This is a genomic window from Chitinispirillales bacterium ANBcel5, assembly GCA_029688955.1.
Classification (GTDB): domain Bacteria; phylum Fibrobacterota; class Chitinivibrionia; order Chitinivibrionales; family Chitinispirillaceae; genus Cellulosispirillum; species Cellulosispirillum alkaliphilum.
In genome coordinates this window covers 1-23,788 of the sequence record JARUKZ010000051.1, presented here as the reverse complement: position 1 = coordinate 23,788, position 23,788 = coordinate 1, and the positions used below count along the sequence as shown (strand labels likewise).

The 23,788-nt window shown below is 42.4% G+C and carries 21 protein-coding genes; 2 read left to right on the top strand and 19 right to left on the bottom strand.

Translation table 11 applies throughout. The annotated features are described in order from the left end of the window. Positions 1-195 precede the first annotated feature (195 nt). The 16 genes from QA601_17400 to yajC all read right to left on the bottom strand — a co-directional run bounded on the left by QA601_17400 (position 196) and on the right by yajC (position 18,515). On the bottom strand, positions 196-1,791 hold the full coding sequence (locus QA601_17400) for a hypothetical protein (GenBank protein ID MDG5816877.1): 1,596 nt from the start codon (positions 1,789-1,791) through the stop codon (positions 196-198). Positions 1,792-2,112: 321 nt separating this feature from the next. After that, a complete protein-coding gene (locus QA601_17395; GenBank protein ID MDG5816876.1) occupies positions 2,113-3,189 on the bottom strand; it encodes a glycosyl hydrolase family 28-related protein in 1,077 nt (358 codons plus the stop codon). Between the two features lie 29 nt (positions 3,190-3,218). Continuing rightward, positions 3,219-4,808, bottom strand: coding sequence for a lipopolysaccharide biosynthesis protein (locus QA601_17390; GenBank protein MDG5816875.1), 1,590 nt, complete (start codon positions 4,806-4,808; stop codon positions 3,219-3,221). After that, complete coding sequence (locus tag QA601_17385) at positions 4,789-5,949, bottom strand: hypothetical protein (protein MDG5816874.1); 1,161 nt, start codon at positions 5,947-5,949, stop codon at positions 4,789-4,791. Before QA601_17385 ends, QA601_17390 begins: the two co-directional genes overlap by 20 nt. 13 nt (positions 5,950-5,962) lie before the next feature. Further along, positions 5,963-6,871, bottom strand: coding sequence for a glycosyltransferase family 2 protein (locus tag QA601_17380; GenBank protein ID MDG5816873.1), 909 nt, complete (start codon positions 6,869-6,871; stop codon positions 5,963-5,965). Positions 6,872-6,993: 122 nt separating this feature from the next. Beyond that, on the bottom strand, positions 6,994-8,331 hold the full coding sequence (locus QA601_17375) for an O-antigen ligase family protein (GenBank protein ID MDG5816872.1): 1,338 nt from the start codon (positions 8,329-8,331) through the stop codon (positions 6,994-6,996). Then, positions 8,328-9,509, bottom strand: coding sequence for a glycosyltransferase family 4 protein (locus QA601_17370; protein MDG5816871.1), 1,182 nt, complete (start codon positions 9,507-9,509; stop codon positions 8,328-8,330). Before QA601_17370 ends, QA601_17375 begins: the two co-directional genes overlap by 4 nt. Next, the gene (locus QA601_17365) at positions 9,506-10,462 is read right to left on the bottom strand and encodes a hypothetical protein (protein MDG5816870.1); all 957 of its coding nucleotides are present in this window, start codon (positions 10,460-10,462) and stop codon (positions 9,506-9,508) included. The genes QA601_17370 and QA601_17365 overlap by 4 nt, the downstream gene beginning before the upstream one ends. Positions 10,463-10,523: 61 nt before the next feature. Next, entirely contained in the window at positions 10,524-11,750 is a 1,227-nt protein-coding gene (locus QA601_17360) for a DegT/DnrJ/EryC1/StrS family aminotransferase (GenBank protein ID MDG5816869.1), read from the bottom strand. Further along, on the bottom strand, positions 11,743-12,231 hold the full coding sequence (locus tag QA601_17355; protein ID MDG5816868.1) for an acyltransferase: 489 nt from the start codon (positions 12,229-12,231) through the stop codon (positions 11,743-11,745). The genes QA601_17360 and QA601_17355 overlap by 8 nt, the downstream gene beginning before the upstream one ends. A gap of 44 nt (positions 12,232-12,275) precedes the next feature. Continuing rightward, entirely contained in the window at positions 12,276-13,304 is a 1,029-nt protein-coding gene (locus QA601_17350) for a Gfo/Idh/MocA family oxidoreductase (GenBank protein ID MDG5816867.1), read from the bottom strand. A 91-nt stretch (positions 13,305-13,395) separates the two neighbouring features. Next, positions 13,396-14,532 (bottom strand): sugar transferase, encoded by a 1,137-nt coding sequence (locus QA601_17345; GenBank protein ID MDG5816866.1) that lies wholly within the window; start codon positions 14,530-14,532, stop codon positions 13,396-13,398. A 404-nt stretch (positions 14,533-14,936) separates the two neighbouring features. Beyond that, positions 14,937-16,163: an endonuclease Q family protein gene (locus QA601_17340; protein MDG5816865.1), complete on the bottom strand. Its 1,227-nt coding sequence runs from the start codon at positions 16,161-16,163 to the stop codon at positions 14,937-14,939. Between the two features lie 3 nt (positions 16,164-16,166). Next, the gene (locus QA601_17335) at positions 16,167-17,588 is read right to left on the bottom strand and encodes a SpoIID/LytB domain-containing protein (GenBank protein MDG5816864.1); all 1,422 of its coding nucleotides are present in this window, start codon (positions 17,586-17,588) and stop codon (positions 16,167-16,169) included. A gap of 28 nt (positions 17,589-17,616) precedes the next feature. Next, the gene (gene def, locus QA601_17330; protein MDG5816863.1) at positions 17,617-18,129 is read right to left on the bottom strand and encodes a peptide deformylase; all 513 of its coding nucleotides are present in this window, start codon (positions 18,127-18,129) and stop codon (positions 17,617-17,619) included. Between the two features lie 26 nt (positions 18,130-18,155). Next, positions 18,156-18,515 (bottom strand): preprotein translocase subunit YajC, encoded by a 360-nt coding sequence (gene yajC / locus QA601_17325; protein ID MDG5816862.1) that lies wholly within the window; start codon positions 18,513-18,515, stop codon positions 18,156-18,158. A 200-nt stretch (positions 18,516-18,715) separates the two neighbouring features. On the opposite strand from yajC, the gene QA601_17320 reads away from it, so the two are divergent. Next, complete coding sequence (locus tag QA601_17320) at positions 18,716-19,936, top strand: amidohydrolase family protein (GenBank protein ID MDG5816861.1); 1,221 nt, start codon at positions 18,716-18,718, stop codon at positions 19,934-19,936. 14 nt (positions 19,937-19,950) lie between these two features. Here QA601_17320 and QA601_17315 read toward each other — a convergent pair whose 3' ends face one another. Together QA601_17315 and QA601_17310 are read right to left on the bottom strand one after the other, a co-directional pair. Then, positions 19,951-20,259, bottom strand: a complete 309-nt coding sequence (locus tag QA601_17315; GenBank protein ID MDG5816860.1) for a hypothetical protein — start codon at positions 20,257-20,259, stop codon at positions 19,951-19,953. A 58-nt stretch (positions 20,260-20,317) separates the two neighbouring features. Beyond that, positions 20,318-20,701 (bottom strand): hypothetical protein, encoded by a 384-nt coding sequence (locus tag QA601_17310; protein MDG5816859.1) that lies wholly within the window; start codon positions 20,699-20,701, stop codon positions 20,318-20,320. 127 nt (positions 20,702-20,828) lie between these two features. Here QA601_17310 and QA601_17305 point away from each other — a divergent pair, with 127 nt between their 5' ends. After that, entirely contained in the window at positions 20,829-22,547 is a 1,719-nt protein-coding gene (locus QA601_17305; protein MDG5816858.1) for a hypothetical protein, read from the top strand. 98 nt (positions 22,548-22,645) lie between these two features. On the opposite strand, the gene QA601_17300 is transcribed toward QA601_17305, so the two are convergent. After that, a partial coding sequence (locus QA601_17300; protein MDG5816857.1) for a YCF48-related protein occupies positions 22,646-23,788 on the bottom strand: 1,143 nt, incomplete at its 5' end.

The window sequence follows — 23,788 nt, the reverse complement described above, 5'->3', positions numbered from 1 at the left end:
AAATATTCTAATGGTAAAAATCTTGATACCATATATCAAAGCACTTAGGAGGCTAAATTTTGAAGTAAAAATTAGTACTTAATAAGACTTGAAAGTAACAGGTGGTTTTGCCCGTAATGCAAAACCAACTGTTTTGGTTGTTTACAACTAAAATGAAATTGGATAAAGCAGCATATTAGTGCTGCTAGGGTAAAATTATCTGGTTAAAACCATTTGTGTTCTGAGACGTTCAGAACCAACAATCATCTCGACCTGATAAACTCCACTGTTTAAATACCGATTTATATCTACAGAAAAACTTCCCGCCCTTGAGTGGTTTCTATTGAAGGAATTAACGAGCCGGCCACGAGCATTGTATATATTAAACCTCACCTGAGAATTTCTACTAACAATGTTTGTAGGAAGTGTATAGTTTATACTCGCCGTACCGTTACGTGAAATCGCACTTGCTAGTGAAAGACGACGCGCTGATTCATTAACACCTATAACCGAAGTCGTTTCCTCGTCTTTTGAATCATCGTCATCCTTATCACCCGGCTCTTCGGAATTATCGTCATCCTTATCACCCGGCTCTTCGGAATTATCATCATCCTTGTCACCCGGCTCTTCGGAATCATCGTCATCTTTATCACCTGGCTCCACCGAATCATCGTCATTATTGGGATCGGAAGGATCGGTGGTATCTTCAGAATCATCTGGAATATCAGGATTATCCGGTTCTTCTAACTCTTCCTCTCTAAGAGGATGTGGATAAGTAAAAGGCTCATAATCCTGGTTTTCATTCAGAAAATAATCCCTGTTAAGCCTAACGATTGAAGGATGTCGGACATGAACATCTGCAGGGTTACCATTAAAGGTATTATCCCAGATATGCAACTGTCTAATCTGATCAACACACGGGTAATTACAATTTCCGTCGCCACTTCTCCCTTCGTGTATCAGAAGAATAGAATTTATAACACTACCTGTTATAGTGTTTCCGAAGATCACGCCATCTCCACCTCTAATGTACATTGCCACCCAACGATGCCCAAGATCGAAGGTGTTATTATAAATTTCGTAACTTCTGCTGCCTCTAGGCCAGTAAAACTTATTCCCATGTGCATCAACTGATTGAGAACGAAGTGTCCCATCCTCAACCCTGTTATGCCTGAAAACATAACGAGAACCATTGTTTGATGCTATGTGCATAGCCCTGCCCGGATTTGAAACATTGCGCTGCTGAAAATAATTATCTTCAACATACACCGCATGCTCAGACCCAAGACTCAAAGGACGATTCCAACTTGCATCTCCATCACCAAACACAACGATAGCTGTGGGGTCATTATCAATAAAAGAGTTGTTATCGATTACTCCCCTGGTATTACCGTGGATCTCAATTGCTCGGTCAGTATTGCGCCTGAAGGTATTATCATAAATACGGAAATCCTTACAATGGTTTGTAAGCCTGATACCTCTTGATGTGGTTGGCGCAAGACCGACAATGGTAAAACCAGTGAGGACAAATCTTTCACCATTGGCGCAATTTACGTTAAATAGCCATGAGCTTGAAGAAGTGCGCCTGAGAGTCGTTCTCTCCCTGCCGGCCCCCATTATGGTTATACCAGCATTTACATTTATCCCTCCATTAAAAACCCAGTTTCCAGCAGGCACCTTAACCGTATCCCCTACCCGGGCTCTGTTAACAGCAGCCTGAATATGATCTCTGGAACCACTCTGAGCAGTAATAACTCTTGCCGATGATGGAACAAAAAGCAAAAACAATAAAAGTAACCAAACGAATTTCATTTAACTATCTCCATTTAAGAACAATGTAATGTGTATTTATTTAAACGTTTAACTTTCAGACAAAAGCTCTCCTCAGGCCGCTACTCATTTTCTTTTTACAATGAGTGGTGGGCACCTCGAGATTATTCTGATCGAGCGTTACTTTAAAATTGGACAACTCAGAGGATAAGCTTACAACAGACCGTGCTCTTGTTTAACCTTTTAAACACGAGTACACTCTGCAAATAGCAATTATTAATGAACCTCTCTGATAAAAATGCGTACATTAATTACTGATATAGATAATCACTGTAATCACATAACTACCTCCTTAAATGTATTCTATTCTTCCCCTCTTAAAGGATGTGGATAGGTATAAGGCTTATATCCTGGGAGTTTCTGTACTTTATAGTCCCTGTTTTCTTTAACTATTTCAGGGTGTCTTACAAAAACCTCAACCTCATCTCCGTTAATCACATTACCCCAAATATACAGTTTTCTGATCTGGTCTTCACAGGGATACACACAATTACCATCTCCACTGTTGCTTTCATGCATCAGGTGAATAGGAGAAACGAAACTTCCATAAAACCTGTTATTAAATATAACACCGTCACCACCCCTAATGTTAATTCCAGCCCATCTATGTTTAGCTTTTATGATATTTTCATAAATTTCGTAGCTTCTGCTTCCCCTGGGCCAGTAAAATTTATTACCATGGGCATCTATTGAGTGTGAGGCCAATTGGCCATCACTGATTTTGTTATAACGGAAAACATACCTTGAGCCATTGTTAGATGCAATATGATGAGCCATATTTATTTGAGGAATTTCATTTTGCACAAAATAGTTATCTTCAACAAAAACAGCGTTTTCGCTCCCCAAGGCAAGTTCACTATCCCATGCCTCATCACCTTTTCCATATATTACCACTGCTGTAGGCCAGTTATCAATAAATTTATTATTATCAATGACTCCCCGGCCCCCGCCACGAATCTCAATAGCCCGTCTGTTGCACAATTTGAAAACACAATTATCGATCCTGAAGTCTAACACTTCATTTTGCAGCCTTATTCCGGGAGTTTCGTTCGGTGAGTTTCCATAAAAACCAAGCCCCGAGATCCTAACCGGCCGTCCTAATGATCCATCCACCGTTATAAACCAAAATTCTCCTGTGGCGTTTGAGCTGCGCTGTATACGGCTTTTCTCTGCACCACTTCCCTTTAAATACACTTCTTTATGAATATTTACGGTATTTCTGAACAAATAATTTCCTTCAGGTAAAAAAACCGTATCTCCATGAGCAGCCTTGTTCAAGGCAAATTGGATATCTGTGCACCTTTGTCCCGAAACAGTTATAATTTCAGAATCGGCTGAAAACACTGTTAGTAACAGTATGATCACAACAGTTCTTTTCACAATTGCCCCCTCTTTAATCCTGTCCTTTTTCAGGCAAATTTATTGGAAACTTTTTTCTTTTTTAAGGGTAGAGATTGAAACAAAAGCGTGGAAAACTCTTTTATTGGTCCAAGGCTTCCGTGCAGTATCACAACGATGACCAGATAAGTACTGGTAAATTGTACAGTAACTATTGATAAACGTACTAGTGAATTGTAATTAACGGTACTCTGAGATACAGCATAGGCTAAAATCCCGGCAATAACTGAAGCAATGTAATATTTCCATATACCAGCAATTATTTCTTTTGCCGAAAGTAAAACCGGTCTTCCGGCGTACCAAATTGCGGGAAACGTGACTATATATAGACAAATTGTATAAGCAGCAGCAATCCCCGTTGCACCGAACGGCAAACCAATGAAAAATGATACTACCATACAGCCGGATCCAATAATCCCCCATCTAAGCCATCTGTCAGATCTGCCCAATGATACATGAAGCCACCCCTGAGTCGCATAAATAATCTGCATTCCGGCTCCAAGACTGAAAACCGCGAATATTTCAGCTGCTTCAGCCCACTGTGGTCCAAGCAAAAGTACGATTATAATATCGCCCACTGAGGCAATAAATGCACTCATTGGCATTCCCACAAACGCTAACAATCCCAGCGCTCGTATAAAAAACCTTTTAAATTTACTGGGATCATTGCGCAGTTTTGTAAGAGTACTAACCCCTACACCCTGTAGAGGTATAGTGAGTTGGTTTACTGGTAATACAAACAGAAAATACGCTTTTTGATAGAATCCCAAAACCTGAGCACCAATGAATCTGCCAACCAAAATTTTATCAACATTTCGTGCAAAATAGTTGATTAAATAAAAACCGGAAGTATTTGCTCCAAACTTTACTAACGATCTTACCCCTGCCCCCTTAACCGGCAATCCTGGTCTCCAACCACAGATAACCCACAACCCAAACGCGTTGAAAAATGATAGAAAAACAGGTCTTGTCACCAGTGCCCAATACCCAAATCCCCGGTATGCTAAGATTACCGCAAGTGCTATACTTCCCAGTGATGCAACTATTTCTATAACGGCGATTTTATTAAACCCCATACTCCTCTTTAACAGAGCAAGGTGCTGCGTGGCCAAGCTTGCAAACAAAAAACTTAGTGAAGAAACAATCGTAATGGAAACGAGGCTTTGATTACCATAGAACCAGGCGATTGCAGGAGCTAATAGGGCCATAATTAAGAGAATTGATGTCCCCAGCACCACATTTAACCAAAACAGTGTACTAACCTGAGCATGATTTAGTTTTTCACTCTGTATCGTAGCTTCAGAAAGCCCCAAGTCTTTAAACACGACAAAAACGGAGGTAATTGTAACAACCATTGCAACCAGACCAAAATCCTCTGGAGAAAGTAACCTGGCAAGGAAAACTGTTCCTACAGTATGCAATATATAGTCTATTGCTCTTGCAATTACCGTTACAGTGCCTCCCTTTATCGCTTTGTTTTTTAAGCCATCCTTAAGATGTTGGGTTTCAAAATAGTCCTTCCCATGACCACTTTTACCACCAACACCTGTTGACTTTATCTTTTCAGTCACATTCCCGGGGTTACTGTAGTTTTGACGCAAGGTGCACCAATCCTTTGTACATTGTTGCCTGACCCCAATGAAGCATTGGTGTTTTTGACATTACACCAGGTAACTGCCTGAAATAAAAGTACCCTTGTTTATCCTGCATGTTGTTTATCGTCCAAAGCGCTACTTTTTGAGCAAGATCCAACGCCTCCTCATCCTGAGGGGAAAAATATGCCAGCGTGTCTATAGCCTGGGATGCGCACTGAATATCAACTGGATACACGCGGTTATGATAGTATTTTGGTCTGCCGTTACTTTCAAAAAAGTTCTTTTTAAAATACTCAAACCCTTTTTTCAAATGTTCCCTATACTCATTGTCTCCGGTACAATCTATATAACATTTAAGACTGTCCAGATTGTACCCGGTATGAAAATTATCGATCCAGTGGGTATTACTCCCCTCTCCATACCACCAGGAACCATCGGGGAACTGTCTGGAGCAACTATACTCCATCGCTTCTTTTGCTGTTTTAAGCATACTTTTATCGTTTACTAAAACTGCAGTGCGGGCAAGCATAGCCGCTCCAAGCATGTTTGAGTTGTGAATAGAACTCTGGGTGTAAGCAACATAACTTAAACATGATCCGTTATGGGTTTTTTCCCGTGGAAGATCCATTATCCAGTTACAAATGCTCTTTGCTACCGACAGATGTTCTGAATTACCCGTTAATTCGTATGCATCAAGATATGCCTGACCTATTAAGCTTGACCAAACAATTATGGGCTCGTGTTTTGGCAACCGTCCCGCTCTACTTGTAAAATCAAAATGGTTTCCCCAACTGTGATTTTCGTACTTCTGTGCTTTGTTTTTGCTAAGCCATTGCAAACAGTCTACTGCCTTATTTTTATACTGTATATTACCTGAATCTTTATAACGCTTGAGATATCCCCAGGCCATATATCCACGTCCCTTTGTAGATTCTTTCTGCCTGACACCAAGAAAGGGTCTTACATTCACAGGGCATTGCCTTACAAACTGTTGAAGTAGTCTTTCGGCAAATACATTTTTTAAGGTTAACGGACGGATGAAAGAAGATAGCCCATCAAAGGGTTCATACCCTCTGTATTTTTTCTTCTCAACCCATCTTTCTACTCTATCAGCACTGGTTTCGATGATTGCACGAGTTGTATTCACTTTCCCACCCCCGTTATTTAATTGTAGGCTTATTACTGGCATTTGCTCTTTTTAACAATTCCTTAAGACGAGAGATCTGCTCCTGGCGATGGAAATCAATGAGTTCCTGAGGAAGCGGACTTTTAGCTCTGCGTAAAAACCCGTTTGTATACCCAAGGAGTAAAAACATTCCACCCACAAGATAGGGTTTTCTGGTCATTTGAAAACAGGATCTAAATACTTGCCATAAAGGATGTCCCCCAAGATAATAATCCTTTTCACCATGCTTAAATCTGGACATAAGTAGTCCCTGATTTCCTGTTCCCATCTGGCGGTGATGATAGTACACTTTTTCTGTAAAGGTCCTGGTCATCCATCCGTGCATCCTGGCACTGGTAACCGCAGCCCAATCTATACCACCGCCACTAATTGGAATGTAACCTCCAACCTGTTCAAAACATTCTCTTCGAAAAATCTGGCATGCTCCTGAAACGTGGGAAAGATCGATGAAGTTATGATCATACACCTTTTTAGATCCCTCCACAAATGGCGCACCGGCTACTCCAAGAGTAGGATGGGTAGAAAATTTTGAAATCAGATGATTAAAAAAATCCGGCTCAAAAGACACATCCGCATCTACATTTCCTATGATATCGTACTTTAAACCTTCTAGTCTCTTGAGCCCGGCATTGAAAGAATGAACCTTTGCAGCAAATTGCCTGTCCCTGTGCTCAGGCATCCTCTCAAGCTCAATCCAGTTATGAGCAGAAGCATATTTTTTTACTATTTCGTCGGTTCCATCTGTTGAACCATCACTTACAATTACCCACTTTTTTGGAAGCGTGTTCTGAGAAATCATTGATTTTATTGTCTGTTCAATATACTGTGCTTCATTACGCGCAGGAGTTATAAGTACATACTGAAGCTTTTTTTTGTTAATCATCACAAACCCCTCTGCTTTCTAATAGTTTTTAATGAGATTTTTTGCAAATGTTATGCCTTAGTACTTTTGTATATCCACGCGCATTGTTTTATAAAGCAACCATTTATTTATTTATTAACCCACTAACTAACTCTAAGCTCTTCATCACTGCCAATTTCCAACTCATCTTCTTTTTTATCATTAAACAACGGTAATTCAACCTCAAGAGGTCTTCTTGGCTCAGGATCATGAACCGTAAATAAAAGAAACACAAACCATAGAAGCGCTGTTGGTTTTGCCAGAGTACTTTCACTTATATTGTAAATAAGAATCAGTACAATCCAAATTAATCGAAATTTCCCTAATTCACTTCCTTTGGATATTTCCCACAAAGAACTCTTAATCCCTGCTATAACAATTAACGCTACAAGGATCAACCCTATTAACCCAAGTTCAACAAACAGATCAATATACCCATTATGTGCCTGTCCTGGTTCCCAAGGGAATATTTCCCATAAATTATTGGTTAAATCTCCCATCCAAAAAGTACCAAGCCCGGCACCAAACAATGCATGCTCCATTCCCAGGTTAATAACCTCTGCCCACAGTTCAGTTCTTCCCGTCAGTGTTTCATCCCTGTCTGCTGTGGTAACAACAAACTCATAAATTGAATTATCATAGAATACTTCCAGCACAACCTGAAATACAAATAATAGTAGTACAACCGATATCGCTGTTATACCAATCATCTTTATGCTTTTAAGTCTGTTTAAAGTGAACATTAGTGTAATCCCAATAAGAAACACTATAATGGAAGTGGTACTCTTTGAAGTGTTGGAACCAGATAAAAGCCAAAACGCACTAATCAATATAGGGATATCCAATACACTCCATTTCTTTCGAATAAAAGACCAGATAAAGAACAGGGCAGCAAGAGTAACTACTTGTCCTAAACTATTTTTGTGTGTAGTCACACCTACCCACATTTCGTATTGCCCGGTAAAATCATAGGTAACACCCATATGACGATAATATTTTACAAATAGAACTGAAATTGGTACAAGTAGAAAAGCGAATCTTCTAAATAACCAATATATTGAAGCTGTTACATTAGTCTCGCTTAACACTACCATTACCATAATTAAGTCACCCAAAGTTCTAACCCAACGCCTCAATACCACATCAGGGAACTGTGACCATAACAGACTAATACCCATAAACATGTACAGTATAATGATTAAATAGTTACTTTTAACGAAAGAAAAAAACTTAAATCTTCGCCATACCAATATCGATATTCCCAAAAATTCAAGAGCCAAAAAAAACTGTCTGTCTATGGGATTACCAGTTAAAAAATCCTGCTCTATTTGCATCGCCATATCCGGATCCAACCAATAGGTAAGACTTCTGGATCCACATCTTAACATCCACAAAAGTGGAATCCACATGGCTATTGATACTTTATCATCTCTACTTTTCATACTCCCTCTTTTACAACTGTATCCACCAGAGAATGATAGATATGTTTACGTGTTTCCCAATTATTGTTTTTCATATAATTAAGTGAGTTTTCTATCATTTTTCCTCTTAGATTCCTGTTCCTTTTTAACGTGAGAATTCTATCTGCTAAATCCCTGTGATCCTCAGATCTGAAAAAGAGTATCTGATTTTGTGTAAAGTAATGTGTATGAACCAACGTATCACTTGCTATTACAGGAATACCCATCAACATAAATTCCAGTATCTTAGTCGAAAAAGCTTCATTACCAAAGCTTCTCTTTAATTTTGGCTCAACCCCAATATCAGCCCCGCTTATGACCTGGGGCAACTTCTCTATCGCAACAACTTCATTTATAAAGACCCTGTTTTCAAGATTTAACTCACCTATCAAATCACGAAAATACTGCTCATCAGTTCCCTTACCATAAATTTGAAACTGAAGTTGGGGTATTGTATCTCTTAACAAATCCACTGCTCTGATTGCTGTCTCAAGCCCCTGATGAATGCTTAACGTACCAGGATACATCATTGTGAATTTTTTTTCAGTATTTGGTTTTTGACACTGTTTTTTGCCTTGAACAAAAATGTAGGGGTCGGGATGATTCATTACGACAGTACATTTTTTTGCCGGTACCGAACGCTCAATCAATCTTTTATACCATATATGATTGGCTACAATCACATGATCAGAAAACAACATACTCAGCTTTTCCATCAAAACCAGTGATTTAAAAACCATTGAATCATAACTGGCTTTAAACTTGGATGCAAAAAGCTCAGGAACGATATCATGAATATCAAGAATGACTTTGGCTCCGGTAAGCTTTGGTATAAGCGCAGCAAATACTTCAAAATCCGGTACGGAATGAACATGTACCAGATCGTATCGTTTTTTTAGATGTAATCTGCTTAGAGTGAACGCAGATTTAAATAAAAAAAGTAACAGTTTTAACAGATAATCAACCTTTCTTTTCTCATCAATACTTCTTTTTTGAATTTTATATACATTAACACCAGATACATTAAGAAGAGGCTTACTCCCATTTTGACGTAACACAATGGCATCCACAGTATACCCTCTCCTAACCAATGTTTCAGCATAGCGCCTCACTCTGTTATCTCCTTCATAAAATGTGTATGCCACCATACAGACTCTCATTTGGATCTCCTTGTCTTAATGTAATTTCCAGTTAAACTCTGGGATTCCTGCAGCATGCCTTTGACAAACCTTGCAACATCACAAGGCAAAGCATGCCAAAACATTCCATCGTATCGATCAATTACATACTGCAAAAACTCTTCATACCGCTCAGCCTGATACTCTTCTATTGAAGGACTCCCATCAAAACACATGTAATCAGGATGCGTATTAATCAATGCCATACCTCCACGCTCCACTATCCAGTCAAGCTTTCTCTTCCATATTTCAATGTTTTCATGCCCCATCAAAACGAGCAGGGTAAAATCCTGTGGAAGAGTATAAGGCATCTCTACATAAGAGTTTTCTTCATCTTTATTTACCAGAAAGGGAAAAATCGTCTCCACAGGATCAGGCTGTGGCTCAAAGGGATCGGTATCAAAGGTTGAACAGTCATACAACACATCCAATTCACCAATCCATTTTAAATTGTGGTGCATTGCTCCGGCCCTGAACCCATTGGCTTTCCATAGTTTTAAATAATCATTGATCGCACCCTTTCTCTCACTAAACACTTCATAGGAACTAAACAGTAACCCATCATGATTATAGTCATGTACTCCAACTTCAAAACCATGGTGAACTAAAAAGTTGCGAAGCTCAGCGGAGACCTCATAACGCCTGGGGACAAGATTAAACGATGACCTGAAACCAAGGTTCATCTCCAGTTGCGCTACTCTGTATGATTTATTCTGCCCGTTATAGTGCTCAACGTCATGAGTAAGTACCAGAGCGAAATTATGATCACCAGGCCAGCCCAGCCAGTTGCGGGGCTTGTGACCAGAACGCTCGAGTATAGGCCAGCTATGGGTGCAGGCTGGAAGCTTTCTGCGAATAACTGCTGCACGCATTGCTAATTGAATAGAACGAGGGATAAAGGGCTTGAGAATATAGAACAAACTTGTTGCTTTCATTGTGTTCTCTCCCTTGTCGTATAAGTACTCTTTTCAGCTCCAGCCTGCCCTATGTTACCAATTATTGGTTTGCATTGCTGAATGTATCCTCGCTGGTGCCGTTTCTTTGACTATCATTGAATTCCATCACCGCCATTGCGACTCTTTGTTGCTGCTCATAACCAAGAGTAGGAAACATAGGCAAAGACAGTATATCTTTACACATCCTCTCACTTACCGGAAAAGATCCTTCCTTATATCCCAGTACCGAGTAGGCTTTTTGAAGGTGAAGTGGAACGGGATAGTGAAGCCCGGTGCCGATTCCTTTTTGAGACAGAAACTGCTGCATCGTATCTCTTTGGACATTCTGAATAACATATAGATGGTAAACCGAGCGGGACCAGATAGGCTCATACGGCAATTCAACCCCTGAAATTTTGGTCAGTAATTCATTATATCGTGCAGCACACTCTCTTCTCATTTCATTCCATCGGGGCAAATGCCTTAGCTTTATAAGTAGTATTGCTGCCTGTATAGTATCCAGGCGACCATTATACCCCTCAATCTCATGAATATATTTTCTCACCTGACCATGATCCCTTAACATCCGTATTCTGTTGGCTAACTGTTCATTATTGGTAGTGACTGCCCCCGCTTCACCAAAGGCCCCAAGGTTCTTACCGGGGTAGAAACTAAACGCGGCGGATTCACCGATCGAACCAGCCCTGAGCCAGCTTTGACGTTTTTGAGAAAAGTACTGCGCTCCGTGTGCCTGACACGCATCTTCTATAATGGTGATATTGTGCCTGTGAGCAAGATCCATGATGGGATCCATATCGGCAACCTGTCCAAAAAGGTGCACCGGAATAACAGCCTTCACCGGCTTGTCCGTTATTTTGTTGATTGTTACCCCCTGATGCATATCGATATAACAGTGGGTTTCAAGATAGTCCCTTAACTTATCAGGTGCCATACAGCCGGTACGCTCATCGACATCAATAAAGACCGGTATGGCGCCAGCCTGAGTAATTGCTTCTGTAGTAGCAATAAATGTGTTGGGAACAGTGATAACCATATCACCGGGACTCACCTGAGCCCCCATAAGAGCAAAGCGCAGGGCATCGGTTCCACTTCCCACACCAATTGCATACTTACTGCCACAAAAACGGGCAAAATCCTGCTCAAATTCTTCAACCAGTGGCCCGCCCACAAAATTGGCATTTCTTGCGTTTTCACCGATCGTCTCAATAATCTCATCCATCAACTCATTGTGTTGGGCTTTTAAATCCAGAAATGGTATGTTATTCATCTATCCTCCTTTTGAATCTGGCAGGGTTACCGGCTACTATAGTAGCTGATTGCACACTCTTTGTCACCATACTCCCAGCACCCACTATCGCTCCTTCACCTATAACAACCCCACACATAACCGTAGCTCCCGATCCAATCGATGCACCTCTTTTTATTATCGTGGGCACCACAGCCCAGTCCTGTTCGCCCTGAAGCTCACCGTTTGCATTGGTTGAACGGGGATAAGGATCGTTTATGAAAGTAACTCCATGACCTATAAAGCATTCATCTTCCACTATTACCCCTTCACATATAAAGGTATGGCTCTGAATCTTACAATTAGCACCAATCTGTGCATTTTTTTGTATCTCTACAAATGTGCCCACCTTAGAGTTATCCCCTATAGTACACCCATAGAGGTTGGTAAAGGGTGCGATCTTTACCCCCTCTCCGAGTTTAACATCTGAAGACACACACCTGTTATTCACTGTTTGCTCCATCACTGCCCTCCTTAAAACTTTAACTAACTCTAAGCGTAAGCTTCTTACCCCGTTACCGACAAAACATCAGAACCAATCTGCACCATTCTTCCGCCATTTTTAATTGATTCATTACATGCTTCAAGCATCTGTACCACCTCAAGACCAACAACCCCATCATTAAGTGGTGTTGAATCTTGTTCAATACACTGAATAAAATGTTGACATTCAAGCTTTAATGCTTCGGTCTGTTGGACTTTGGGAGCCCACATATCCCCACTTCGATAACTAACAAGCAGATCATAAATTCCCTGGGCATTTTTGACCTCTACTCCCTTATCATATATCTTTATCTTTTCATCAGGGTTAACATCATTCCACACCAACATCTTCTTTTCTCCCCCAATAAGGGTCGTTCTTACTTTCACAGGTGAGAGCCAGTTAAGACTAAAATGGGCAAGCTTACTGCTCCCAAAGTGAACTGTTACATACGCTATATCTTCCAGTTTGTTTATGTGGGAACGTCCCCAGGCACTAAGTGCCAGCGGTTTTTCGTTAATCAGATACCGCATGATCGAAAAATCATGAGGAGCAAGATCCCACACCACATTTACATCATGTTGAAACAAACCCAGATTAACCCGCACAGAATCATAATAATAGATATCCCCTAACTCCCCCTGTGCCAAAAGATCTTTTATCTTTCTAACAGCACCGGTAAAAATAAAGGTATGATCTACCATGATTTTTAAATTCTTTTTCTCCGCAAGCTCAATGAGCTCCACAGCCTGTGCAGAACTGGAAGTAAAAGGCTTTTCCACAAATACATGTTTTCCATTTTCAAGAGCCTTTTTTGCCAACTCAAAATGGGTGCAGACCGGAGTAACCACCGCTACTATATCTATAGTGGTATCGTTAAGTATCTCATCACTTTGACTGCAGATTTTTAACTGTTTATATGCTCCCGAGAGGCGTTTTAAAGCACCCTGATCCCTGTCACAGACTGCCACCACACGCGCCCCCTCAATAGCATTTAAATTCCTTACAATATTTGGCCCCCAATACCCATATCCTATTACACCAATATTTAACATACAAAACTCCTCTTTTAATCCATCTTGAAACAAAAACATTTCAGTTATGTACTCATCACTACCGTTTACCCACTCTCCTTAACTCTTCACCTCAATAAGCCCCTTTTGTCGTTAAGAGCGCCACTGGTGTTTTCATTATCAGCTTAAGATCAACCATAAGGGAACGTGTTCGACAGTAGTTTAAATCCATTCGCACCATACCATCGAAAGTTGTCTGGCTTCTTCCCTCTACCTGCCAAACCCCGGTTATCCCCGGCTTACTCTCCTGCACTCTTCTTCTGTGCCATATATCGTACTGTTCTATCTCATATGGAATCGCAGGACGCGGACCCACAAGGGACATATCTCCGATTAACACATTTATAAACTGAGGCAGCTCATCCAGACTTGTCTTACGTAAGATCTTCCCCATTCGGGTTATACGCGGATCACTGGTGATCTTATACACCGAACCACTACTCTCACTGTCCACACTACCCTTAATAAGCTTCTGTACATACTCCCGGTGTGTCGATTCATCACAGTTAACGTGCATCGATCTAAACTTAAGAAGGGTGAATGGTTTACCCCGGTATCCCGCTCGTTTCTGTTTAAAAAATACCGGTCCCCTGGAATCCAGTTTAATTAACAAAGCAATGATAACAAAGAGTGGCGAGAATAGTAAAAGCCCCAAAAAAGATCCCGCTATATCGATACCCCGCTTAAAGAGAAGATAGGTATTGGATGTACTGGTATCATTTTCGGGATAAAAGATGGTATCCTGCTGGTCCATAGCGTTTCCCTGCTGATCTACTTCAGGGAAACAATGACAGGTTACAGCAAGCTTTGAAGCATCCCCGGTTCCCAGTGCTCCTTCAGCAACAATCTTTACTTTTTGGCATAATGAATCACGACTTATACCATCAAACTCAGTACAGAGAATGCCGATAACCGTTCCATGGGTGTACCATCCCCTGATATCAACATCACGGGTAAACTCAATAAGGGCCTGAATCACTCTTTTTACCTTAAGCATCTCAGTAAACCGTATATCTTTAAACTCGTACAGTTTAGAAACATCCAACAGTATGAGCAGTACCGGTTTGTGTGATCGTTCCGTTCTCTTGCGCTCAAAAATCAGCATTGTACGAAACTGTTTTTCGTCTATAAAGCCCGGAACTAACGTTTCTGAAAAATGGTGCTCTTTATTTTTTTCATAGTCTCTGTTTTTCTTTTTAACCACATCCATAGACGCCTCCTCAGTTGTAAATTCCCACGCAACAATCTTCCCAGAGGCTCGCCATAGTTCTAAATCCATTGGCATTGTGGGTATATTGCTGTCTTTTTTCTAACCCTCTATTAGTTTTCCATGCAAAAGGGAGACCAGATATAAAAACCTTTTGAATTCAAGGGTTTGTAGGTTCCAATAACTTTACTTTTTTAAATCGTTTAAATGCGGAACTGCAGCTGTAGCAGGTTTTTTTAACCAAATTGATTGGTTTTATAAACATCGTTTTAAAAACAGCAGGAGCTATGAGTAGTAGAATGCTATTCTCAAACGTTCTATTGTACTCTCGCTTTATAAAAGGTTATACGATTAACCACTGTTTACTGGATTAAAAAGGAGGGAAAGGTACGATCACTGTCAAGTTCTTACGTAAATAGCTTAATACTGCCAAATTCACCATCAAAGCCCCCCACACGAGTCACCGTTCCCGCACGAAGCCTTCTAATTCCCTCGGCAATTCTTGAATCAATCCCTTTAATAGCAGTTAAGGGAGTGGTAAGAAGAATATCAAACTCAGAGCCGAATCTGCTTAAACAGGATTCATACAATGCGGCTGTTTTTTTGCTCCCTGCAGAAGTACCGGTAATTTCCGAAAGAAGTCCCTTAAGAGAGGTAAGATAGTAGAAATTATCATTTTTACAATTGCCCCAGAGTCTGCGATCTGCAAGTTCAGTTACGCGGCTAAGCACCCCTACGGTAACCGCTTTACCACAAACCGGACATAGTCCATTATGCTCCAGTGTATCCTGTGGCTGCCAGCGAATACCACACTTTCTATGACCATCAAGATGATATTTACCCTCCTCGGGAAAAAACTCAATGGTCCCCAAAAGCTCACCGCCCGCTCTGTTTTTTAGAGCAGCAACCATAGCACCAAAACTAATGTCGGTATTAAACAGTGTAGCTTCACGACCAAGTTTTTCGGGCGAATGAGCATCAGAGCTGGAGATCAGGGCATATCTGTCAAGAAATGAACACCCGCGGTTCATGGGCGGATCACTGGAAAGACCGGTTTCAAGAGCAAAGATGTGAGAGGAAAGATCTCTGAAACACTGCTCCACTGAATCAAACCCCGACCGGGAGCCCAGTACAGAAAACCAGGGAGTCCATATGTGGGCAGGAATCAAGAAATTGTTATCGCCCGATTCCAGCACAATCTCAAGCAAATCACGGGAATCAAGACCCAGAATCGGCCTGCCATCAGAAGCAATGTTCCCCACCCGCTCTAAGCGCCGGGCAATCTTATCCATAGATTTAAAATCAGAAGCAGCAATTATGTTATGAACTTTTCTTACCCGGCCATCAAATTTATAAATACAACTGATCTCAGCCGTAAGCATAAAAAAGTGTCTGGTATTCCAGGCGTTGCTCTCGGGAAGTCTATACGCTTTTTTCAACGTATAGAGACCATTGCCTGCGTATCTAAGCTTTTCCTTAAGTTCTTTTCTCCACCCCGGGTGCACCGCATCACCCGTACCCGTGACAGTAATGCCCTTCTTTTTAGACCAAAGATCAAGCATTTCAGGAGTAAGTTGTTTGCTTGTGGCTATGGAGAAATGGGAGTGAATATGCAGATCCGCGATAAATCTCAAAAACTAATGACCTTCCGCTACAGAGTGTGGGGAAAAACTAACTGCAGTACGTATCTGAACGCCGGTATAGTACGCCTTTAAGATCTGTTCAAAACTTTGTCCGGCCCTCGATCTTCCAATCGCCCCCATCTGACACATTCCGATTCCATGACCAAACCCCGAACCCGCTATCTGCACTCTGTTTCTATCCAGACTCTTGATTTCAAAACGTGAACTGCGTAAAATACCCCTGCTTTGTGTGTTTCTTCGCATCAAAAACCGTATCCGGTCACCACCAACCGAGTACTCACCTACCGTTGAACGAATGGAACACTCTTTTATCCTTCCACAGGAAAAACGCTCGTTGACTCTTATATCCCGAACAGAACCTGAGTAGGGGTGCGCGAGACGCCCTTCACTGGAAAATTGGCTGAGCGTGTTTGAAAGCTGCCTTGTACTCCAGCTCTCCTCCCAGGTATAGTATCTGGATATGCTGCACCAGGATTTTCCCCGAGAATCAGTGTCCACAACAGATTTTAGGTAGGGATAGGGATTGTGCCCCCAGATATCTTCCACATTTGCCGTTCTCCCCCCGCAGGTGGAATGATAATAGGCATGCACAAGAGTGTTGTTATAGGATAAGACAAGATCCTTTGTCATCCTGACAGCCAGATCAGTGGTGCGAAACTCCACATTGGCCCCCCCATACACCTGGTCTGCGACAGTTCTGTGCATATCGAAGAAGTTATTCTCATTAGCTGCCATTCTCTGATAGGAATAGGTGCGTGCCGCAACAGCCTGGCTCTTTAATGCTTCAATATCACTTTCAGGCAAACTGCCCATCTCTTTGGGAACAACACCCCGTAAGTAATCCTCCACATCAACCAGATTCACGATGGAAAAGGTACCCTTTTTCTTTGAGACTAAAATCAATGCTCCCCGGTAACTGTCCTCTTCCACATCGATAGCCTGCACTTCACTTTTAATTTTCAATGTACAGGGTAGGGAGAGCACTTTTGTTTGATTATTTACCGTAGCAGCAATTGTTTCTGTATCATTTGACGCTTTAAGCTCAAGCCTCCCTCTAAAATAGAGAGGTTCAGATGAAGACACAATGGCAGTTCTTGAAGGGGAATACACAACGGATCTGCTCACGTCCGAGCGAAGTAAAATCCTCACCGGCCTTTTGTTGAGCCGCAGGGGTGGGTAGCGAAAGGAGTGCACCTGTTTGTCTTTAAGCGCTTGAATTTTTGAGTCTGAAACAGCCGTGTCCGTTTTTTCAACACAGCTACTGTCATAGTGCTCATCAAAAGCCCGCGCAAAATCAACATCCCTGATTTCAACACGCCGCTCAGCAGTATCCTCATCCTTAAGCGGTTCAGCCTCCTCCTTGTGACCAGCCCTGTCAGGATCTGGTACAAGAAGCGGTGAACTACAGCTGAGCAATACTAATGATACAAAAAAAACTATGGAACTAAATGGTTTCTGACTTGTCACGCTTGGCCTTGGAGATTTTTTTCAATTTCCCACTGATAAGACTGCGCTGAAGAGGTGAAACATGATCTATAAAGAGAATACCGTTCAGATGATCTATTTCATGCTGAAGAGCACGAGCCAAAAGCCCCTCTGCATCCTCAATAGTGTACTCTTCCCCCGAACCATTACAGGCCTTTACTGTAATTTTTGAAGGACGATTAACACTCAGGGTAACTCCCGGTATACTAAGACACCCCTCATCGTAATCCTCCTTCTCCTCAGAGAATTGAACTATCTGGGGGTTAACCAGAACATAGGGTTCCATCTCCCCCCCCGAAGCATCGATCACAACCACTCTTATAGATTCACCAACCTGAGGTGCCGCAAGACCAACACCATCTTCACTACGCATCGTTTCTATTAATTCATCAATGAAAGCTTGCAATTTAGAATCAAATTTTTCAACTGTTTTAGCTTGTTTCCTTAAAACAGGATCACCGTAATAACGCATTGCCTGCACTTACTTTCTCCCTACTATCAGAGTTTTTTTTCTGTTCCGTCTCCATTAAGTACGGATGAGACGGCGGTTTTTGTCATCTCTACCACGGTATTGTCACCAATTTTTATCATAAGAGTAGAGTCTTTGACGTTGGTAATCACACCAACGATACCGCCTACAGTAAGCACCTTGTCGCCCTTTTTGACGTTCTGAAGCATTGCCTGACGAGCTTTTTGTTTTTTCTGCTCAGGGCGAATCATCAGAAAATAAACAATTAATAGAATAGGGATCATCATGATCAGAAAACTACCACCCGGACTCGGTTCGGTTTCCTGAGCAAAAACAGCGCTACTAAAAAGGAAGACTACCCCTGAAGCATGCAAAAGATATTTATTCATTACAGTTCCTTTCTGCTTTTTTTAGTGTCGAGGTTAAGAGTAATTTAACCAGTTAGCTCAGTAAAATACGTGCAAACATCGATCCCTGTCAACGCGAATTGGCTTAAAACTGATTGCACGATATATTTTGCACCATAGTGAGCAGAAAAAATCAGGCCATATCAGCCCAGTAAGCAGTTATCAGGAATAGTAAGGGAGTAATGAACACAGTATATTTTGCACGGTATATCTATCTGGATAATGAACAGATCCTCCATAACGGGGCCATTACGGTAAATGGAAACAGAATCGTTGATGTAGGACCGCGGAGCACAGTAAAACGCACCAGAGATGACAGGATGGTTAATCTGGGGGATATGCTTCTGTTGCCAGGTCTAATCAACATGCATACCCACCTGGAAGAGTGTGCTTCAAGGGGGATCGAAAAACTCCCCGAAGAAACGTTTGCATCATATACCAATAAACGAAACTCAAGGATCAAACAGACCCCCAAAGAGTCATTGCCTTCTATGATGCGCCTGTGTGTGCGGGAGATGATTGCTGATGGAACAACCTGTATTGTTGATTCCAGCCGCACCGGCCTCTCAAAAGAGGTGCTCAAAGATGAATCTATCCGCTCATGGGTAATAAAGGAACTCCATGAGGATTGTAGCATACGCTCACCAAATGTGCTAAATTCGCTAACAAACGATGCAGGAAACAGCAGTCTCTGTACCCTGGGAGCGGGTCCCCATGCCCTTTATTCCCTCAGCGAACCGGCACAAAAAGAGATCATCGATTTTACCCAAAAGAACAACTGTCTCTGGGCAACCCACCTGGCAGAGAGCTCCGAAGAGCTTCAGGCTTTCTGTGAGCACGCGGGTGATCTCTATTTTCACCAAACGCGTAAAAGAGAGTGGCCGTTTAAGAAAACAAAGCACGGTTCCGTTCACTATGCCATAAACTCAAAGCTCATCCCACACGGTGGAGTATGTTTCCACTGTAACTACATAAACGGAGAACAGCTCTCCTATTTAAGTTCAGAGCAAGTCGCTTTAGTTCTCTGTTTTCGGTATAACCAGATGATGGGCCATAAAAGTTTTCCGCTTGAAGTAGCGCTCAACAGAGGCGCGACTATTTGCCTTGGCACTGAAGGGGTTGCGGCTGCCGGAGAGATGAGTCTCTTTGATGAGCTCTACGCTATAAAGACTCAACACCCGCATTTGGATGTTAAGGAGATGCTGCGATGGGTTACTGTGAACCCTGCCCGGGCCCTTAATATGTCCGATACCCTTGGAAGCATCAGCCCGGGAAAATTTGCCGATATTGTAGGGGTACACTTTGCGGTGGATACTACAGAAACGATGCTTGAAGAACTGTTGATCGAAGAGCCTGAGGTCAGATTCGTTTTAGTGAACGGAGAAGAGGTAATTGTTACCTAAAAAAGGCAGAAAAGTTAATTCTGCCTTTCAAGATTATCCGCAAGGTCAAAGATAATAGAGTCGATAGCGGCCTGTGCAGACAGTTTTCTTGTTTGAATCGAGCTTTTGTACCGATCGACAAACCCCGGAGAGCGCAAACGTTGCAGGTCTTTTTTAACCAGCTCAGCTTCCCGCTTACAGGAGAGGGCGTAGAGAGCTTCTGCGGCACTTTCCAGCTTTGAAATTATTGAGCCTATTCCCTGTTCAAATAACTGTTCATGATCCGTTTTATTCAAAGTCTTTGCAAGTTTCAGTGTCGAAGATGTGTCATAGTTTCTAATCATATTTTTTCTCCTCTTTTGTTTTTCGTTTCCTTGAATACATTTCTACCTTGGGCCTTTTTCAATTCAAAAGAGGAGTGAAGAGTTGAAAAGAACCATCTTCAAGCTGGTTATCAGTACTAACCTCCTTTATAAACCGGTTAACTTTGAGACCACTGAACTGCACCGGAATGCCACTTTTCACTATTCCCTGAAGAGTACATTTGGAAACCTTACTGATGCCGTGGGAAACAGTGTTTCTGTACCGTTCTGTATCCAATGGCAAGCAATCATTAATAACAGAAGCAAGAACAAGTTCCCCACTCCCGCATGTGTCTTTTCGCCCCGAAGTGAAACAGTTGGATTCCCGACCATAGAGAACTGAAGGTACAGAAAATAACAACAGAAGAGCTACTCCTGCGACCAGACTAATTTCATTTGGTAACTTTGCGCCTATCGTCTTCATACACTTATGTCTTCGTATGTGCAGAACATTTATTGCTAAGTTGCTGATTTTTTGTTCCGGTGGCACAGTTTTTGGTAAACTCTATTTGCTTTGATTTCTATTTATTCCTTTAAATAAACGGTCAGACATGAACGCCTTTTTTGAGTTTCTGCACGATCAGCTCTTCTTTTCTATCTTTCTTGTACTGGGGATTGGTCACCTGCTTGGACGGGTACAATTTGGATCGCTTAAACTCGGCTCCACCTCAGCGACCCTCTTTAGTGGTATAATTATAAGCGCTACAGTGTACTTCTATTCCTCCCTTCGTTTTGAAATCCCGGAAATTGTGGAAACAATTTTTCTTCTGCTTTTTCTCTTCGTTACCGGTTTGAGAGTAGCCCCTCAGTTTCTCTCAGGTATCAGCCGTGAAGGAACGCATCTATTGATTATTACCCTGATTGTCGCATCGCTTAATTTTTTCATAGTGATGGCCGCATCCCGATCCTTTGAATACCCACCGGGCCTCAATGCAGGGATCATTGCCGGCAGCTCTACAGTGACTGCCCTTGTGGGAGTTGCTTCTAACCTGATTGACAGTGAAACCTACACTATTCCCCAGGGGTATACTTACACCCAAATCAGGGCGAATATCACCGCGGCGTATGCTGTTCTCTATATCTTTTCAACCCTTGGAATTGTTATTCTGTGTCGCTACTTCCCCCGGTTATCTAAAATTGAGCCGGTAAGTGCTGCCAGAAAAACCGAAAAAGAACATGGTGATAACTCTTTACCACTACCAGGTACCGGTAGGGAGTTTGCAATGGGTTATTTACCGGTAGATACCAGAGCGTATATACTGGATAACATCGATCTTGACGGTAAACCTCTTAGTTTTATTCAAAAACACTATGGAATATCGGTGGCACGGGTTGTACGAAATGGTAGCCTTTTGGATGTAACATCAGACCCGATACTTCACTGTGGCGACAGAGTGACCATTTTTGGTCCTATTGAACAGAAAATAAAGGAAAGCAAAAGAATTGGCAGGGAGATTGTAGATAAGGCATCGCTTGATATACCAATCACACCGGCAGAGATCGTTGTTCAGAGTAAGGAGATACGGGGCAAAACGCTTCAGGATTTAAGAGAGATCACTGCGGGGTTAGGCTTATATACAAAAGCACTGTTTCGCCAGGCGCACCAGATGCCACTGCTTTGCGGAGTAAAGCTTGAAAAAGGTGATGTTCTCAGGGTACTGGGCACAGAATATGGTGTAAAAAAGGCAGCCGAGAGAATAGGAACAGTACTACTTCCATCAACAAGCACCAGTTTGGCCACGTTGGCATTTGGACTCATTGCAGGCTTTCTTTTAGGCCTGTTATCAATACCGATGTTTGGAATTCCTTTTACATTGAGTACCTCGGGAGGAGTAATTGTATCAGGAATAGCGTTGGGGATTTTACGAACCTATAATCCACGCCTGGGTGGAGCAACACCAGATCCCGCTCTTGATTTGATGCAAAATCTGGGGCTTGACCTTTTTATTACTGTACTTGCCCTCAATGTCGCGCCAGAGCTGGTGGAGGCCCTTGGCCGTGGTGGTGAGTTAGTGTCGGTTTTAGCAATAGGGATGATTGCCGCACTTATACCCTCCATTTGTGCCTGGTTTGTGGGGTTGTACTTGTTTAAAATGGATCCTATAATTCTTACCGGGGCACTTGCCGGAGCACGCGCATCGATTCCGGCCTTGAGTGCCGCACAGGAGCAATTTAAAAGCATCACCCCTGCAATCGGATTCCCCTTACCCTACGCACTTTCATCGATCGTTGTGATCGTGTACGGGTATATTGCTATGATTTTGGGATAAAGGTAGATGCGATACACTGATAATTCTTGAGTACTCCCTGAACAAAACCGAAGGGCGAAAGCCACGATCCGTGCGGAATGTACCGCCCCCTCTCCCCCCTACCGTACCAACACTCTCTCAACCGCACTTATCACTCCACCGTTATGCTCTACCCGTATCTCTGCCACATAAAAGCCGCTTCCACCACTGAATCGCACAGTATGGTCTCCGCCGGCGCCCCGGGGTTTGTTAAGCACTTGCTCAACGCGTTTCCCACGGAGATCATACAGGTCTATGGTTACTCTACCGGGCTTTGAGAGGCTATAGCGTAGCTCAACACTACCGGGTTTGCCCGATACGGCATTTAAGGAGAGCTGAGACGGTGCGACCCGCTGAGGTGTACGGGTTGCCGATACCGGTTGGGGATAGCCACCATTGTTTGTGGTGCGGTAAAGGATGCCGCGGTTTCCTACTATCCACCCATGATTTGGTCCCACAAACTGAATATCATAAAGATCACTCGTTGTCCCGAAATCCTTTCTCTCCCAATCATCGCCACCGTTTTGGGTAAAATAAACTGCACCGCCCCATCCTACCCCCCAACCAACTTTATCGTTTACAAAATGTATCGCATCTACACCTGAGCCCCTGGTTTCTTCATACTGAACAGACCAGGTATCTCCGCCATCGGTGCTTACAGCTATTGTGCCATTGGAACCACCGATCCATCCGCGGTGCTCATCGATGAAAAAAATTGAATATATATAGGGAAATCTTTCTCCGTTTTCAAATCTCCTTACACGGTCCTGCCACGTTACTGCACCATCGGTGGTCTTACGCACAGTACCCCCTCCTACATACACACCTGCCATCCATCCGATATTTTCGTCGAGAAAAAACAACTCCTCATATCCGTAAAAATAAGATTCAACCTCCCAGGTATGACCACCATCCCGGGTTAGTCCGAAATGGTAGTCTTCCCTGGTACCGAAAAAACCGGTTTGGGTAGTGGGAAAGGCGATCGTAGTGATAATCGACATGTTTGAATCCAGAAACAGAGGTTCCCATGCTGCTCCACCATCGGTGGTCTGGATAATATACCGTTCCCAATTTTGGGTAGTTCCAGTGATCCATCCCGTATCAGAATCATAAAAATGGACATTATTGATGGTGGCAAAAGAATCGGGCAGATGGACACGATCCCAGGAAACGCCACCGTCTGTAGTGCGCAGAAGGTAATTCATATACTCGTTAGTGGCAAA